We start from the raw sequence: 15,141 nt of genomic DNA, 5'->3' as shown, positions 1-15,141 counted from the left end.
AGACGCTTAGGCTTCGTTGCGGCTGCGCATGACAGCGTGTTGTAGTTCGGCCATGATGCGGGGGTCGCGGTGGGCGTATTCCCACATTTTTTCTTCCATGCGGCGCTCTTGGGAAGCACGGACCCAGCCCATGATCACCGCAGAGGCGGCTGCCGACATCTTGCGCAGGGGAGGTGCCAACAGAGCCAGAGCTGCGAAGGCCACGGTCCACAAAGCCACCCAGCCCACCAGCAAGTGGCCATCCACCCAAGTGTCGATCACTTGGTCTGCCACCACCAGCAGAGCGGCCAGCACGGCAGCCAACAACATGCCGGCCAGGGTGCGAGAGCCCTCGGCTTTGGGAGTACCGGTTTGTACGGCAGGTGCGGCGTCGAGGTAAGCGTAAGAGAGTACTTGTGTCATGGTCAACTCCTTGAAAAGGTTGAAACTCACTGGATGAAATCTTTGAATTGTGTGAATCATAGGGTTTTCCCTCATGCGACTCAACTTTTGCTTAGTGATGTTTGGTATTCACCAAAGTTATGATTGGCCATGGCCACCTCCCCGCTCAATCTGCGCACCTTTGACCTGAACCTGCTCAAGGTCTTTGACACCGTGATGGCCGAGCGCAGCCTGACCAAGGCGGCCGAGCAATTGGCACTGACGCAGCCTGCCGTGAGTAACGCCCTGCGCCGCCTGCGCGACGCCCTGGGCGACGAGCTGCTGGTGCGCAAGGGCCGCAGCCTGGAGCCCACACCACGCGGACAGGAGCTTTGGCCGGCCGTGCGCGAAACTCTGCAGAAGCTGCAGACTTCGCTCGCCCCCAGCGTGTTTGACCCCGGCTCCGCCAACACCACCTTTGTGCTGACCATGGCCGACGCCACCGCCGCCGAGCTGATGCCACCACTGGTGGAGGTGCTGGCACGCGAGGCGCCTGGCGTATCGCTGCGCGTCGTTCCACTGACCACCCGCGACCCGCGCCGTGTGCTGGACGAAGGGGCGGCCGACCTGGCCATTGGCCACTTTCCCGCCGTGTTGACCGACCTGACCGCGCGCGCCCAGGCCGGCGCGGCAGAGTCTTTCCACCACCACCGCCTGTTTGTGGGCGACTATGTGTGCGTGATGCGCAAGTACCACCCCATGACGCAGGGAACGTTCACGCTGGACCGGTTTTGCGAGGCCAGCCACATGCTGGTGAGCTTCTCGGGCCGGGCCTTTGGTTTTATTGACGAATCGCTGGTGAGCCTGAAACGCACGCGCCGCGTGGTGCTGACCGTGAACCAGTTCTTCACCGCCGGGCGCGTGGTGGTGCACTCCGACCTGCTGACCGTGCTGCCGCGCCACTTTGTCAACGTGACCGGCTATGCCGACCAACTGGTGATCCGCGAGCTGCCCTTCAAGGTGCCCCCTATCCAAGTAGATGCACTGTGGCACCAGCGGCTGGACGCAGCGGCACCCCATGCCTGGCTGCGCCAGCAGATTGCCCTGCTGGGCGACCGCCTGTTCTCCGCATGAAGATCCAGCTGCTGTCCGACCTGCACCTGGAGGGCAATCCGCATTGGCAGGCCCAGCCCCTGCCAGGCGCAGACCTGTTGGTGCTGGCGGGCGATGTGGGCTCGTACCAGACCGGCTCGCAACTCACGGACGAGGACTTTGGCCTGGGCCGCTTTTCACCGCTACACGGTTGGCCCACGCCCGTGGTGTTTGTGCCCGGCAACCACGAGTACGACAGCTTTGACTTTGACGAAGCCCACGCCCGCCTGCGCGCCACCTGCGAACGGCTGGGCATTGTCTGGCTAGAGCGCGAAACGCTGGTGATGCACGGCGTACGCCTGCTGGGCACCACGCTGTGGACCGACTTTGACGCGCTGGCCATGCACGCGCCCGAGGCCCAGCGCCTCAAGGCACGCGAAAAAGCTTACCGCGCCGCCAACTACTACCTGAAGAAGACCCTGAGCACACGCCACGGCGAGCCCTGGCTGGCCGAGGGCCTGCGCGCCCAGGCCCTGGAATGCCAGACCTGGCTGCGTGCGGCGCTCACCACGCCGTTTGACGGGCCCACCGTGGTCATCACCCACTTTGCACCCAGCTTGCACAGCGCCGATCCGCGCTACGGCCTGGTGCCGGGCACGGCCGGCTTTTGCAACGCGCTGGACGAACTGCTACCCTACGCGCAGCTCTGGCTGCATGGCCACTTGCATGCGCCCAGCGACTACCGTGTGGGTACGTGCCGCGTGGTGGCCAACCCGCTGGGCTATGCGCGCAAGAATGAGCAACTGGGCTACCGGGCGGAATTTTTGATTGAAATCAGCCCCTAGTCCTTGTGAATATTGCGCAAACAGCTACATATTTAATAGCAATTGAACGGTGCTTCAAGGCCTGTGCCTTTGACTCAAAAGCCCGGCCCGGGCGCTACACGTAGAAAGCTGGCAAACCGCGGCACGCCCTTGTCCGTGAACCCGCGGTAGCGGTACGTCACCCAGCTGCCCACCGGCGGTGGCGCGGTGCGCTCGGCATCACTAAAGCCCGTGCCCAGCTTGAAACGTTGTGCGGGTTGGCCATCCAGCGCAGGCCGCTCCAACCACAAGGCTCCCATGCGCCCGGCAAGTTTGCCCTGCCCCGGCACTTGGGCGATTACGCGCCCGTCAGCGTCAGCGTGGGGCTTGAGTTTGCGCAGCGCCTCGGTGCGCTGGGCAGTGTAGCGGGCGCTGCCCTGGTGCAGCATCAGGCCCTCGCCACCCGCACGCACGGTGAGCGCCAACTGGCTTTGCAAGGCCGCAGCGTCCGTCGCCGGGGTCTGCACCACCGCCTGCACCCAGGGCTGGGCGATCTGCTGCACCACGGCCTGTAAAGCGGGAATCCGCTCATCGAAGCGGCCGCCGTGGGCGGGCAGGTCGAACACCATGTAGCGCACGGCGCGCCAGGCGGCCTGGTCCGGGCGCTGGTCACGCACCGTCGCCACCGCCTGGGCAAAATGCCCGCGCCCCACCCACAACTCGCCATCCAACGGCTGGGTTGGCCAGCCCGCGGTGAACCAGGCCGGGGCCGCAATGGTGTGGCCACCGCGCGTGCGCAATTGCTGACCATCCCAATACCCGCGCACACCATCGTATTTTTCACTGACCCAGTGGCCTGCCAGCGGATGGCGGCTGGTGTGCACCTGGGCCAGCATCAGGGCAGGCGCTTGAGCGGCGTCAGCCGCCCGGGCGGGCAGGCCGCTCCCGATCCAGTACAGCGCGCTGGCTTGCAAAAGGGCGCGGCGCGCCATGGTGTTGTGGTGTGGCATACATCTCCCCTTGTCAGGCAAGGAGTTTGATGTGGCGCACGGACTTCTGCAATAGCGCCACTACACTGGCCCCTTTACCGAGGAGAGTTCCATGAAGATTCTGTTGGCCGTTGACGGCAGCGCGTACAGCAAAAAAATGCTGGCTTACCTGAGTACCCACGAAGCCCTGCTCTCGCCCGCCCACGACTACACCGTGTTCACCGCCCAACCTGATTTGCCACCACGCGCCAAAGCCGCCGTTGGCAAAGAGGTCGTCAAGAGCTACCAATCCGAAGAAGCCGAAAAAGTGCTGGGCCCGGTGGCCAAGTTCCTGCTGCGCCACGGCATCAATGCCAAGACCGAGTGGAAGGTTGGCCCCGCGGGCACCAGCATTGCCAAAGTGGCCGAAAGCGGCAAGTTCGACCTGGTGGTGCTGGGCTCGCACGGCCACGGCGCCTTGGGCAATTTGGTAATGGGCTCGGTGGCCACCCAGGTGTTGGCCAACTGCAAGGTACCTGCGCTGCTGGTCCGCTGACTCCGCCGTGCGCTAAACCCCGCGCAGCGCGCCTCGAGGCGCTGCGCCCAGTGCCGCCAAATTACCAGCGCTGGTGCACCAGCGGCTTGGCGTAGCGGGAGTACACGTCGGCCAGTGCCTGCATGGTGGCATCGCTCAAGGGCGGCAAGTCCGCCGCCGCCACGTTGTCGACCACCTGCGCCGGGTTCTTGCCGCCGGGGATAGTGCAGGTCACGGCCGGGTGCATCTGGATCCAGCGCAGAGCCATCTGCGCCATGCTCATGCCCGCAGGCACCAACGGTCGCATGGCTTCTACCGCCTGCAGACCCACGTTGAAGTCCAACCCCGAAAACGTCTCGCCCTTGTCAAAGGCCGCACCTTCGCGGTTGAAGCCGCGGTGGTCGTCGGCGGCAAAGGTGCTTTGCGCGCTCATCTTGCCGCTGAGCAAGCCGCTGGACAGCGGCAGGCGCGCCAGAATGCCCACGCCGCGCTTTTGCGTCTGTTCAAACAGCAGCTCGGCCGGACGCTGGCGGAACAGGTTGTAGATGATCTGCACACTCTGCACGCCGGGGTATTCGATGGCCTTGAGGGCTTCTTCCACCTTCTCCACGCTCACGCCGTAATGGCGCAGCTTGCCTTGTTTTACCAGGTCGTCCAGGATGCCGAAAACTTCGGGCATGTAGAACACCTCGGTGGGCGGGCAGTGCAGCTGCAGTAGGTCGATGGCCTCGGCGTTGAGGTTCTGCAGGCTGCGCTCCACAAAGGCCGTGAGGTTGGCACGCGTGAAGCCACTCGCCACATGCGGATCCAGCCGACGGCCGGCCTTGCTGGCCACATAAAACGGTTCGCTGCGTTCCTTGCGCAAGCGGGCCAGCAGGCGTTCGCTGCGGCCATCGCCATACACATCGGCGGTGTCAAAGAAGTTGACGCCCAGGTCCAGCGCCCGGTGCAGCGCGGCCATGGAGTCGGCGTCGTCCACCGCGCCCCAGGTGCCACCGATGGCCCAGGCACCGAAACTCACGGTCGAAATGTTCCAGCCGGTACGGCCCAGGGGACGGTATTGCATAGATTTCCTCAGTTCAGTTTGCTATGGTTTCAGGAGCTTCTCGCGCAATCCATGTGCGGGCTAGCGCTTCATTTGAACCCAAAACCTATGCCCCTGGCTTGCGCCCGGCTTCAAACACGCGCTGCAACACACAGAACACAAAGAGCAACGCGCCGATCACGATGCGTGTCCACCAGGAGCTTAAAGACCCGTCGAACATGATGAGTGTCTGGATGACGCCCAGCGTGAGCACGCCAAACAGTGTGCCCGCCACATAGCCCACGCCGCCGCTGAGCAGCGTGCCGCCAATCACCACCGCCGCAATCGCGTCCAGCTCCAGCCCCACGGCGTGCAGGCCATAGCCCGAGAGCATGTAGAAGGTGAACACCACGCCGCCCAGCGCGGCGCAGAAGCCACTCAGGGCATAGACCATGACGTTGGTGCGCGCCACCGGCAGGCCCATGAGCACGGCCGAGTGTTCCGAGCCACCAATCGCGTAAACGGTGCGGCCAAACTCGGTGCCATGGGCCATGAACACGGCCACAGCAAGCACCACCAAGGCCAGGATGGCGCTAATGGACACCATGGGCCCTTCAGGCCAGAGGTGGATGCGGGTTTGCGCCAACACGGTGTAAGCCTCGTCGGTGATGCTGATGGAGTCGATGCTGATGAGGTAACAGCAACCGCGCGCCAGGAACATGCCCGCTAGCGTGACAATGAAAGGCTGCAGCCGGAAGCGCTGGATCAGCCAGCCCATGAAGGCGCCAAACAGCGTACCCATGGCCAGCACCAGCGGAATCGCCACCATCAGGTCCCAATGCAAGTGCTGCACCAGCTTGGCCAGCACGATGGTGCTGAGCGCCACGACCGAGCCGACCGACAGGTCAATGCCGCCGGAGAGGATGACAAAGGTCATGCCCACTGCCACGATCACCAGAAAGGCGTTGTCGATCAGCAGGTTGAGAAACACCTGGGGCGAGAAGAAGCCGGTGTAGGACACACCGCCGAATACCGACATGGCGGCAAACAGCGAGATGGTGGCCGCCAGGGGAATGTATTTGCTCTGGAGCTTCATGCGTGGCTCCCTGCAGCAGGACGCACGACCCAGCCGCGCACCGCGCGGCGGAACTCCGCCGACTGCATCAGCATCACCACGAACACCACGGCTGCCTTGACCACGAGGTTGATCTCGGGCGGCACGCCGATGGAATAAATGGTGGAGGTGAGCGTCTGGATGATGAGGGCACCAATCATGCTGCCCGCCAGGCTAAAACGCCCGCCGGTGAGCAGGGTGCCGCCCAGAGTGACAGCCAGAATGGCGTCCAGCTCCAGCAGGTTGCCGGCGTTGTTGCCGTCCGCACTCTTGACGTTGGAGCTGATGATGAGCCCGGCGATGCCTGCGGTGAGGCCGCAGAAGGCATAGACGCAGATGCTGATGAGCCGCTCCTTCACCCCCGCAACCCGCGCTGCTGCCGGGTTGATGCCGATGGCCTGGATGAACAGGCCCAGTGCGGTGCGGGTAACGGCCAGGTGCATCAAGAGATACACAAAGCCTGCGATGAACAGCGCAAACGGCAGACCCCAGAGGTAGCCACTGCCAATATAGAAATACGGCGGGTAGTAGACCGTGACGATTTGCCCGTCGGTCAGCAACTGCGCCACACCGCGGCCCGCCACCATGAGGATGAGCGTGGCAATGATGGGCTGCAGGCCGATCTTGGCGACCAGCAAGCCGTTCCACAAACCACACACCAAGGCGGTAGCCAGCGCACAAAGGATGGCGACCGACATGGGGAAGCGACTCACATGCTGGGGCACACCGTCGGTGATAACCAGCTTGCCGCCCACCATCAGCGCCGCCACCGCCGCACTGATGGCGACCGTGGCACCGACCGAGATGTCAATGCCGCGCGTGGCAATGACCAGCGTCATGCCCAGCGATACCAGCATCAGCGGGGCTGCACGGTTCAGGATGTCGATGACGCTGCCGTACAGATGGCCGTCGCGCCACTGCAGCATCCAGAAGCCGGGGTTCAGGCTGGCGTTGACCGTGAGAATCAAGACCAGCGTGACAACGGGCCACAGCAGGTGGTGCGATTGCACCCGCTTCCACAACGATGGTGTAGTGCCGGTGCTCATGCCTGCCCCGCAATCATGGCGTAGACCGCTTGCTCTTCGGTGCCGGCGGGCAGCTCGCCCACCTTGGCCCGGTCGCGCAGCACCACGATGCGGTCGGAGACGCGCACCACTTCTTCCATTTCGGAGGAGATGAACAGCACCGCCATCCCCTGTTTGGCCAAGGCCAGTATCTCGTTCATGATTTCCTGCTTGGCGGCAATGTCGATGCCGCGGGTCGGTTCGTCCAATATCAACAGGCTGGGCTGCGTGGCCAGCCAGCGTGCGAGCACGGCTTTTTGCTGGTTGCCGCCCGAGAGCTGGCCGATGGGCGTGTCCACATCGGCGGTCTTGATACCCAAAGCCTTCACATAGCCTTCTGCCAGCGTAGTCTGCTGCAGCCGACCGATGGCGGGCCACAGGCCTTGGCGGGCTTGCAAGGCCAGCACAATGTTTTCGCGCACCGAGAGTTCGGCAATGATGCCCTCAGCCTTGCGGTCCTCAGGGCACAGCGCCAGCCCCATCTGGATGGCAGTGACCGGCGAGTCCATACGCACCGCCTTGCCGCCCACTTGGATTTCGCCCGCATCGCTGCGGTCCAGACCAAACAGCAGGCGGGCCAATTCGGTACGGCCCGACCCCAGCAAACCGCCCAGCCCCACCACTTCGCCGCGGCGGATGCCCAGGTCCATTGCCTTCACATGGCCACGGCGGTTCAGCGCCTTGGTTTGCATCCATTCAGGCTCAGCAGCGCGAGTCGCTTCGTCCACCGGACTGGCGCCCTGGGCGGCGGCCAACTCACGGCCCACCATCGCAGCAATCAAGGCGTTGTGGCCCAATTCAGCGGCCGGGTATTCGCCCACCAGCTCACCATTGCGCAGCACGGTGATACGGTCGCACAAGGCGTAGACCTGGTCCAGAAAGTGGGTGACGAACAGAATCGCCATGCCTTGGTCGCGCAGCTGGCGCAGCACCACGTACAAGCGCTCAACCTCTTCATCATCCAGGCTCGAAGTTGGTTCGTCCAGGATGAGGACTTGGGCCGAGATGCTCAGTCCTCGGGCAATGGCCACCATCTGCTGCACCGCCACTGAGTAACTGGATAGCGTCTGCGTGACGTCGATGTCGAGATTCAGGCGCGCCAGCAGCTCACGGGCTTCCCGGTGCATGCGATTCCAATCGATGGCCCAGAGGCCCGCTACACCCTTGCGTGGATAACGGCCGGCAAAAATGTTCTCCGCGACCGACAGGTTGGGACAGAGGTTGACTTCCTGGTAAACGGTGCTGATGCCCAGCCGCTGCGCGTCCAGGGTGGAGGCGGCGCGTATGGACTTGCCCGCCAGGCGCATATCGCCCTGGTCGGCTTGGTACACGCCGGTCAGGACCTTGATAAGGGTGGACTTGCCCGCGCCGTTTTGGCCCATGAGGGCGTGCACCTCGCCAGGGAACAGGCGCAGATTCACGCCCGAAAGGGCCCGCACGGGACCAAACTGCTTGGCCACGCCGGAGAGTTCCAGCACGGGCGCAGCAGCTGGCGCCGCTGGTGGTGTGTGTGTCATGGTGTCGTGTAAAAAAGGCCTGCAGCGTGAGCCGCAGGCCAAGACCTGGTGACCAAATGGAGATGTCGTTGCGATCAGTACTGGCGGCTGGGGAACTCTTTGGCCGCGGTTTCCATGGGGTACACACCATCTTTGCCGATGATGCGGCGAGCCACAGTCTTGCCAGCCACGATGTCCTTGGCAGTCGCCATGACCAGGGGGCCGAGCAGCGGGCTGCATTCGACGCTCACGTTGAGCTTGCCGGCGATCATGGCTTCAAACGCGCCCTTCACACCGTCCACGGAGATGACCAAGATGTCCTTGGCGGGCTTGAGACCGGCCTCCTCGATGGCCTGGATGGCGCCGATGGCCATGTCGTCGTTGTGCGCGTAGAGCACATTGATCTTTTTGCCCTCAGCCTTCAGGAAGGCTTCCATGACTTCCTTGCCCTTGGCACGTGTGAAGTCGCCGGTTTGCGAGCGGATGATCTTGATGTTGGCATTGCCCTTGATGGCAGTCTCAAAACCCTTCTTGCGGTCGATCGCGGGGGCAGAACCCACAGTGCCTTGCAGTTCGACCACATTGATGTCGCCCTTCATGGACTTGGCTTTTTCCACCAGCCACTGGCCAGCCATCTCGCCTTGCTTCACGAAGTCAAAGCCAATATGGGTGGCGTACAGGGACGTGTCCTTGGAGTCCACCGAGCGATCCATCAGGATCAGGGGAATCTTGGCGTCCTTGATTTCCTTGAGCACGGTGTCCCAGCCAGACTCCACCACGGGGGTCAGGGCGATGATGTCCACTTTTTGGGCGATGAAGGAGCGCAAGGCCTTGATCTGGTTTTCCTGCTTTTGCTGCGCGTCGGAGAACTTCAACTCAATGCCGGCGGCCGCAGCGGCCGACTTCATGGAATTGGAGTTGGCAGTACGCCATTCGCTTTCAGCGCCAATCTGGCTGAAGCCCATGACGATCTTCTTTTGGGCGAAGGCGGCTCCGGGCAGGGCCAGGGTCAGTCCAGCGGCGGCGGCAGTCGCTAGCAGGGTACGGCGGTTGTTTTTCATTGATCTGTCTCCTCGTTTTGTAAGTGGATGCGGGCCCACGGGATGTCAGAAGGGCCACCCGCGTCCGGCCTGCTTCTGTGCCTCTTGTGCCTCACCAGAAATCCCTGAAATCGGTATCAAGAAGTGGGCGAATAGTACGCAGCGAATTGATATAGATCTAATAGAGATTTGCATATCTCACATACAGAACTTTGAATTCAGGTTTACCCTAGGCCCTTGAATTTGAAGGACTATTTAATCTTTATGTTTGATTTAGTCCTAAATTCAACGTAATAACTGATTGCAAAAATAATAAGTCAGAGGTCGAACTTTTTATTTCTCAAGGTAGTGCCGGGCCCGTAGCATGCGAGACCACTCCGGCCACGTGGCCCTCTTCTCTTGCAACCTCTCCCTCGCACGCATGACCTCGACTGCCCACCACACCATCCACCTTCTGCAACACGCGGGGCAGCGCCTGGGCTTGATCCCTACGCTGGGTGGCAGCGTCGCACGCTGGCAGCGCGACACTGCGCAGGGCGCGCTGGACCTCTGGCGCCCCTGGGGCGGTGTGGCAGACCTCTACACCACAGCGTCGTTCCCCTTGGTGCCCTGGTCCAACCGGATTGGCCATGGCGGCTTTACGTACCAGGGCATCACCCACCCCATGCGCCCCAACCGCGTGGGCGAGCCCTACCCCATCCATGGCGACGGCTGGTTGCAGCCCTGGGCCATCCGCCAGCCGCGGCTGGACACGCTGGAGATGGCGCTCGAATCCAGGAACTTTGACGGCAACCCCTACCACTACCGCGCCTTGCAACGCTTTGTGCTGCGCGAGGACGGCATGGACCAGCTGCTGGAAGTGACCCACCTGGGCGAGGGCAGCCTGCCCTATGGCCTGGGCCAGCACCCTGCGTTTTTGCGCACGCCCCAGGCGCGCCTGCATGCGGAGGTGCAAGGGGTGTGGCTGAGCGGGGCGGACCCCATGCCTACCACCCACAGCTCCGACTTTCCGCCCAGTTGGGACCCGCGCGAGGGCATGGCGGTGAGCGGCAGCCTGATCGACAACGCCTACACCGGCTGGAGCGGCGAGTCCCACATCGACTGGCCCGAACACGGCCTGCGCCTGCACATGCGTGACCCCGCTGTCGTGGCACGCGGAAAGAATGACGGGTATTGCCTGCTGTACCGGCCACCGCAAGGCGCGCACTTTTGTTTTGAACCGGTGACCCACCCGATCGACGCCTTCCATGCCGAAGGCCAGCCGGGCCTGCAAGTCCTCAGTACCGGTCAAACGCTGAGCCAGCGGGTGGAATGGCGCTTTGAATCGCTCGCCTGAATTGCTATCAATTCAGGAGCTATTAACGCAGAAAATACGAGGGCTAACGAGCATTTAGACCCTCAAAACAGGTCGACAGCACAAGCTCGATGATTTCGGCATCGGTGTGCAGCTCACCCATCTTGAGGAACTCCAGCACCGGGTCGCAAGCGCGTGCGTACAGGGTGTAGAGCACGGCAATGGCCGGCAGCTTGGGGTTGATCAGGCCTTGTGCTTGGGCCTCCACAATCCAGGCGCCCAAGCGGTCGCTCACGTCCATCAGCCCGTCCATATAGGCTTTGTGGCCCATGAGCGTGGCGCGCAGTGTGGAGTTTTGGCTGGGCAAGGAGGGCATCTCGCCGCCCAGCTTCAGACCCATGGTCCAGCGAACCACGGCACGCAGCTTGTCCAGCGGGGGTTGGGTCTCAGGCAAGGTGTCCAGGAAGGCCTGGGCCTGGGCCATCAGGTGCGCCATGGCGGCGGCCCCCAGGTCTTCCTTGCTGGGAAAGTGTTTGTAGAGGCTAGCTTTGGCAATCCCCACCTGCGCGGCAACCTCGTCCACGGTCATCGCCTCAAAGCCTTTTTCCGCCAGCAGCAGGTTGACGGCGCGGATGATGGCGTCCTCGCGCGCCTGCAGCATCTGCTGCTTGAATGAGATCTTGGCGGGGGCTGCGGTGGTCATGGCCACATTCTATCCGGGGGCGTCAAATTGCGGAGAGCTCGTCCAATTTGTGACTAGGCAGTCTTACCACCCAGAATGCGGCCCGCCGTCTGTGACAGGGCGGCCGTCAGGCGGTCAATCACCTCGGAGTTGAGGTTCCAACAGTGCCAGTACAGGTTCACCGGCAGGGTAGCTGTGGGCAGCAGGTTCACCAGCTGGCCGTTGTCAATGAGCCCACGCACCAGCAGCTCGGGTACCACACTGGCGCCCCAACCGGCCAGCACAGCGCGCACCATGCCCTCGGAGCTGGGCACAAAGCGCTGGCTTACCGAGACGCGGCGCAGGTTCAACGCCCGGCCCACAAACTCGGCCGGCAAATCGTCCTTGCGGTTGAAGGCCACAAACGGGATCTGGCGGAAGTTGTGCGGCGTGAGGCCTTGAGGGCAGTGCGCCTGCGCATAGTCTTTGCTCACCACCGCCACGTAGTGCATGGCGCCCAAGGGCAGCACCTTGCAACCACGCAGCGCCTGCTTGAGCGTGGTCACGCAGCCCAGCACCTGGCCTTCGCGCAGCCACTCGTGGGTGAAGTCCTGGTCGTCGGTGATGATTTCCAGTGGCAGCCCGGCATGCACCAGCGGGTCCAACGCCGCGAGCGCCCAGGTGGCTATGCTGTCCGCGTTCACCGCAATCGAGATGCGTTCGTCCTCGCGCGGCGCCCCGGTGCTGGGCGCCAGCTCCAGCAAATCACTCTCCAGGTCGGCGCGCAGCAGGCGCATCTGCATGGCGTGTTTGATCAGCAAGCGTCCGGCCGTGGTCGCCTTGACCGGGCGGCTGCGCACGAGCAACACGGTACCCACCTGGGCTTCGAGCGCCCGCAGGCGCTGCGACACGGCCGATTGCGTGATGGACAGGCGCACGGCGGCACGCTCAAAGCCGCCCTCTTCCACAATGGCGGCCAGGCATTCCAGGGCATCGGTATCAAAGGTTCGCATCGCATTCACATCCATGATCAACAGGGGACAGAGCCGAAAATCGGACCCACAGCATTATTAGCAATACTAATGTTTTCGCAAATGCTTTCATTTCGCTTTTACTGGCGCAGGGCTTGCATGACACTGGCACCATGAAAATTATTGTTCTCGGCGCCGGCACGATCGGCATTTGCACCGCCTGGCAGCTGCTGGAACTGGGCCATGAAGTCACCGTGGTCGAGCGTCAGCCCGACGCCGCCATGGAGACCAGTTTTGCCAATGGCGCACAGATCTCCGTGAGCTACTGCGAGCCCTGGGCCAACAAGGAGGCGCCGCTGAAGGCCTTGAAGTGGATGCTGAGCAAGGAAGCCCCCTTGCTGTTCCGCCCGCAAAACCCCTTGGGCGCCGGCGTGCACCAGTACACCTGGGGCCTGCAGTTCCTGGCCAACTGCAACGACGCTGCCTTCGAGCGCAATGTCCAGCAGCTCGTGGCTTTGGGCGCCTACAGCCATGCGGCGCTCAAAGACATCGTGGCCGCCACCGGCATCGAATACAACCGCCTGGAACGCGGCATTGCCCACTACTACTGCGACCAGAAATCCTTCGACACGGCTGGCGAGGCCGCAGCCCTGATGCGCAAGTACGGCGTAAACCGCCAGGTCATCAGTAAGGACGAGCTGTTCAAGATCGAACCCGCCTTCAAATCCTTTGCGCACCAGATTGTGGGCGGCACCATCACCCCCAGCGATGAATCTGGCGACTGCCGCGTCTTCACGCAGGAGCTGGCCAAGCGCTGCGCAGCACGCGGCGCGCAGTTCTTGTATGAGCACAGCGTGGAAGCGCTCAATGTTTCGGGAGGCACTATCAAATCAGTAGCTGTCCGCGCACTATCCACGGGCCCCAAGGGCACAAACATCGCCGGCTCGCTACGCACGCTGCAGGCGGACCATATTGTGGTGGCCGCGGGCTCGTACACCGCGCCCCTCTTGCGCACCGTAGGTGTGAATTTGCCCATCTACCCCGGCAAGGGCTATAGCGCGACGTTCAAGATCAAGAAGCCCGAACTGGCACCCTTTGTGTCCACCATCGACGACGCCAAGAAGATCGCCATCAGCCGTCTGGGCGACCAGCTGCGCGTGGCTGGCACCATCGAGGTGGGCGGTTTCGACCTCACGCTGGACAGCCCCGTGGCCCAAGCCCGCTGCAACATGCTGGCCCGCCGTATTGAAGAGGTGCTGCCCGGCGTTTGCGACACCCGCAGCGAAGCCGAAGGCGGCCAGCCCAACTACTGGACCGGCCTGCGCCCCGCCACCCCCACCAACATCCCCTTTATCGGCCAAACACCCGTACGCGGGCTGTGGGTCAATGCGGGGCATGGCACCTTGGGCTGGACGCATGGTGCGGGCTCGGGCAAGGCGATGGCGGAACTGATCCACGGCAAGAAGCCGGAGATGGATTTCAGGTTTTACGGGGCGTAATCCGGACTACCTGGGTTGGCGGGATCAGGTGGTGCAGGCGCTCTGCTCCGTGTCCCCCGGACGCTATGCGGCCTCCTCCTTGACCTGCGCAGAACGCCTGCACCACCTGATCCGAGACGGCATTGGTGAACTTGGGTTTTTCACTCCCTATGCGCCTTTACCAAACACTGCTGAAACGCAAGCGTCGCCCGGCTCGGCTGCGGTGACTTGCGGGTAATCGCAAAGAACTCGCAGGCGTAGTGCAGCAGGTCGGGCCGCACGGCTTGCATGCGACCGCTGCGCACAAAACTCTCCGCGTAGTGGTCGGGCAGAAAGCCCAAAAACTGGCCTGAGAGAATGAGCGTGGCGATGGACTCCTGGTCAAACCCTGTGGCACGGCGCGGCAGGCGCATGCGCTGGCTCAGCTCCATATTAGGCGAGTGGTAGCCCAGCCCCGCAAACGCGTACTTGGGTAAGGTCTCCCAGTCCAGGCCGCTGGGGTCTGCATTCCACAGTGCGTGGCGGGTGCCGCAATACAGCAGCATGTGCTCGTCAAACAAGGGGGTGTAGTCCAACACGTCTGAGGCGCGGTGACCGGGGATGATGCCGACGTGAAACTGCCCGTCCAGCACCCCGCGCTCGATAGCCGTGAGGGTGGCCACATGCAGGTTCAGACCCACATCCGGTGCGTCTGCGTGGAACTGGGCAATGGCTTCGGCGATGTGGCTGGCGGGGTTGCTGGCGGTTTTGTCGAACACGGCCACCTGTAGCTGCCCGCCCATGCGCTGGTGGATTTCGTCCACGCGGCTGCGGAATGCGTCGGTCGCAGCCAGCAGTTGGGTGGTCTGGGCGTAGATTTTTTCGCCCTCGGCGGTGAGCGCAAAACCAGCCCGGCCCCGGCGGCACAGGGTCAGGCCCAACCTCGTTTCCAGATCCTTGATATGGCGGCTCACTGTGGAAGTGCCGATGTTGAGCTCCAGCTCAGCGGCGGCCATACCGCCGCAATCCACCACGGCCTTGAAGACGCGCAACAGGCGCAAATCCATGTCGCTGAGTTGGCCTAGTACAGCCTTGGCTTTTACTTTCATAGATTGGCAAGTAAAAAGTGCTATTTGTAACTTTATGAGAGTAACAGAGCTGCCCACAATGCACTATCGCCCAAACCGGCTTTAACCCCCTGGAGTTCTTCATGAAGCTCAACGACACCAGCACACCCACCACCGGTGAGGCCATCACCAGCG

General features: G+C 62.8%; 15 protein-coding genes. 5 read left to right on the top strand and 10 right to left on the bottom strand.

Annotation, left to right across the window (positions count from 1 at the left end; genetic code table 11):
• Nucleotides 1-6: 6 nt before the first annotated feature.
• Entirely contained in the window at nucleotides 7-402 is a 396-nt protein-coding gene (locus CHU94_RS03705; protein WP_141211373.1) for a hypothetical protein, read from the bottom strand.
• A 129-nt stretch (nucleotides 403-531) separates the two neighbouring features.
• Here CHU94_RS03705 and CHU94_RS03700 point away from each other — a divergent pair, with 129 nt between their 5' ends.
• The gene (locus CHU94_RS03700) at nucleotides 532-1,494 is read left to right on the top strand and encodes a LysR family transcriptional regulator (protein WP_094476892.1); all 963 of its coding nucleotides are present in this window, start codon (nucleotides 532-534) and stop codon (nucleotides 1,492-1,494) included.
• Complete coding sequence (locus CHU94_RS03695; protein ID WP_094476890.1) at nucleotides 1,491-2,297, top strand: metallophosphoesterase; 807 nt, start codon at nucleotides 1,491-1,493, stop codon at nucleotides 2,295-2,297. Before CHU94_RS03700 ends, CHU94_RS03695 begins: the two co-directional genes overlap by 4 nt.
• 74 nt (nucleotides 2,298-2,371) lie before the next feature.
• Here the strand turns inward: CHU94_RS03695 and CHU94_RS03690 are convergent, their stop codons facing one another.
• Complete coding sequence (locus CHU94_RS03690; protein WP_255033812.1) at nucleotides 2,372-3,265, bottom strand: DNA ligase; 894 nt, start codon at nucleotides 3,263-3,265, stop codon at nucleotides 2,372-2,374.
• A gap of 91 nt (nucleotides 3,266-3,356) precedes the next feature.
• Between CHU94_RS03690 and CHU94_RS03685 the strand changes: the two genes are divergently transcribed.
• Nucleotides 3,357-3,779 carry a universal stress protein gene (locus tag CHU94_RS03685; RefSeq protein ID WP_094476888.1) on the top strand — a complete coding sequence of 141 codons (423 nt, stop codon included), beginning with the start codon at nucleotides 3,357-3,359 and terminating at the stop codon, nucleotides 3,777-3,779.
• A gap of 61 nt (nucleotides 3,780-3,840) precedes the next feature.
• On the opposite strand, the gene CHU94_RS03680 is transcribed toward CHU94_RS03685, so the two are convergent.
• The 5 genes from CHU94_RS03680 to CHU94_RS03660 all read right to left on the bottom strand — a co-directional run bounded on the left by CHU94_RS03680 (nucleotide 3,841) and on the right by CHU94_RS03660 (nucleotide 9,517).
• A complete protein-coding gene (locus CHU94_RS03680) occupies nucleotides 3,841-4,824 on the bottom strand; it encodes an aldo/keto reductase (protein ID WP_094476886.1) in 984 nt (327 codons plus the stop codon).
• Between the two features lie 85 nt (nucleotides 4,825-4,909).
• On the bottom strand, nucleotides 4,910-5,878 hold the full coding sequence (gene yjfF / locus CHU94_RS03675; RefSeq protein ID WP_094476884.1) for a galactofuranose ABC transporter, permease protein YjfF: 969 nt from the start codon (nucleotides 5,876-5,878) through the stop codon (nucleotides 4,910-4,912).
• Complete coding sequence (locus tag CHU94_RS03670; protein WP_094476882.1) at nucleotides 5,875-6,942, bottom strand: ABC transporter permease; 1,068 nt, start codon at nucleotides 6,940-6,942, stop codon at nucleotides 5,875-5,877. Before CHU94_RS03670 ends, yjfF begins: the two co-directional genes overlap by 4 nt.
• Nucleotides 6,939-8,477, bottom strand: a complete 1,539-nt coding sequence (locus CHU94_RS03665) for a sugar ABC transporter ATP-binding protein (protein ID WP_094476880.1) — start codon at nucleotides 8,475-8,477, stop codon at nucleotides 6,939-6,941. Before CHU94_RS03665 ends, CHU94_RS03670 begins: the two co-directional genes overlap by 4 nt.
• A gap of 74 nt (nucleotides 8,478-8,551) precedes the next feature.
• Complete coding sequence (locus CHU94_RS03660; protein WP_094476878.1) at nucleotides 8,552-9,517, bottom strand: ABC transporter substrate-binding protein; 966 nt, start codon at nucleotides 9,515-9,517, stop codon at nucleotides 8,552-8,554.
• A gap of 400 nt (nucleotides 9,518-9,917) precedes the next feature.
• Here CHU94_RS03660 and CHU94_RS03655 point away from each other — a divergent pair, with 400 nt between their 5' ends.
• Complete coding sequence (locus CHU94_RS03655) at nucleotides 9,918-10,832, top strand: aldose 1-epimerase (RefSeq protein ID WP_094476876.1); 915 nt, start codon at nucleotides 9,918-9,920, stop codon at nucleotides 10,830-10,832.
• 43 nt (nucleotides 10,833-10,875) lie between these two features.
• Here CHU94_RS03655 and CHU94_RS03650 read toward each other — a convergent pair whose 3' ends face one another.
• Together CHU94_RS03650 and CHU94_RS03645 are read right to left on the bottom strand one after the other, a co-directional pair.
• Nucleotides 10,876-11,493 (bottom strand): TetR/AcrR family transcriptional regulator, encoded by a 618-nt coding sequence (locus tag CHU94_RS03650; protein ID WP_094476874.1) that lies wholly within the window; start codon nucleotides 11,491-11,493, stop codon nucleotides 10,876-10,878.
• A 53-nt stretch (nucleotides 11,494-11,546) separates the two neighbouring features.
• Nucleotides 11,547-12,464 carry a LysR family transcriptional regulator ArgP gene (locus tag CHU94_RS03645; protein WP_094477077.1) on the bottom strand — a complete coding sequence of 306 codons (918 nt, stop codon included), beginning with the start codon at nucleotides 12,462-12,464 and terminating at the stop codon, nucleotides 11,547-11,549.
• 131 nt (nucleotides 12,465-12,595) lie between these two features.
• On the opposite strand from CHU94_RS03645, the gene CHU94_RS03640 reads away from it, so the two are divergent.
• Nucleotides 12,596-13,921: a D-amino acid dehydrogenase gene (locus CHU94_RS03640; protein ID WP_094476872.1), complete on the top strand. Its 1,326-nt coding sequence runs from the start codon at nucleotides 12,596-12,598 to the stop codon at nucleotides 13,919-13,921.
• Nucleotides 13,922-14,061: 140 nt separating this feature from the next.
• Here CHU94_RS03640 and CHU94_RS03635 read toward each other — a convergent pair whose 3' ends face one another.
• Nucleotides 14,062-14,988, bottom strand: a complete 927-nt coding sequence (locus CHU94_RS03635; RefSeq protein WP_094476870.1) for a LysR family transcriptional regulator — start codon at nucleotides 14,986-14,988, stop codon at nucleotides 14,062-14,064.
• Between the last annotated feature and the right edge of the window lie 153 nt (nucleotides 14,989-15,141).

This window comes from Rhodoferax sp. TH121, from assembly GCF_002251855.1.
Taxonomy (GTDB): domain Bacteria; phylum Pseudomonadota; class Gammaproteobacteria; order Burkholderiales; family Burkholderiaceae_C; genus Allorhodoferax.
This window is presented reverse-complemented; position numbering and strand designations above follow the sequence as displayed.

Excerpts from the sequence above, each read along its gene's own strand:
- CHU94_RS03705 (WP_141211373.1), bottom strand. The coding sequence starts at position 402 with ATGACACAAGTACTCTCTTACGCTTACCTCGACGCCGCACCTGCCGTA.
- CHU94_RS03700 (WP_094476892.1), top strand. The coding sequence starts at position 532 with ATGGCCACCTCCCCGCTCAATCTGCGCACCTTTGACCTGAACCTGCTC.
- CHU94_RS03695 (WP_094476890.1), top strand. The coding sequence starts at position 1,491 with ATGAAGATCCAGCTGCTGTCCGACCTGCACCTGGAGGGCAATCCGCAT.
- CHU94_RS03690 (WP_255033812.1), bottom strand. The coding sequence starts at position 3,265 with ATGCCACACCACAACACCATGGCGCGCCGCGCCCTTTTGCAAGCCAGC.
- CHU94_RS03685 (WP_094476888.1), top strand. The coding sequence starts at position 3,357 with ATGAAGATTCTGTTGGCCGTTGACGGCAGCGCGTACAGCAAAAAAATG.
- CHU94_RS03680 (WP_094476886.1), bottom strand. The coding sequence starts at position 4,824 with ATGCAATACCGTCCCCTGGGCCGTACCGGCTGGAACATTTCGACCGTG.
- yjfF (WP_094476884.1), bottom strand. The coding sequence starts at position 5,878 with ATGAAGCTCCAGAGCAAATACATTCCCCTGGCGGCCACCATCTCGCTG.
- CHU94_RS03670 (WP_094476882.1), bottom strand. The coding sequence starts at position 6,942 with ATGAGCACCGGCACTACACCATCGTTGTGGAAGCGGGTGCAATCGCAC.
- CHU94_RS03665 (WP_094476880.1), bottom strand. The coding sequence starts at position 8,477 with ATGACACACACACCACCAGCGGCGCCAGCTGCTGCGCCCGTGCTGGAA.
- CHU94_RS03660 (WP_094476878.1), bottom strand. The coding sequence starts at position 9,517 with ATGAAAAACAACCGCCGTACCCTGCTAGCGACTGCCGCCGCCGCTGGA.
- CHU94_RS03655 (WP_094476876.1), top strand. The coding sequence starts at position 9,918 with ATGACCTCGACTGCCCACCACACCATCCACCTTCTGCAACACGCGGGG.
- CHU94_RS03650 (WP_094476874.1), bottom strand. The coding sequence starts at position 11,493 with ATGACCACCGCAGCCCCCGCCAAGATCTCATTCAAGCAGCAGATGCTG.
- CHU94_RS03645 (WP_094477077.1), bottom strand. The coding sequence starts at position 12,464 with ATGCGAACCTTTGATACCGATGCCCTGGAATGCCTGGCCGCCATTGTG.
- CHU94_RS03640 (WP_094476872.1), top strand. The coding sequence starts at position 12,596 with ATGAAAATTATTGTTCTCGGCGCCGGCACGATCGGCATTTGCACCGCC.
- CHU94_RS03635 (WP_094476870.1), bottom strand. The coding sequence starts at position 14,988 with ATGAAAGTAAAAGCCAAGGCTGTACTAGGCCAACTCAGCGACATGGAT.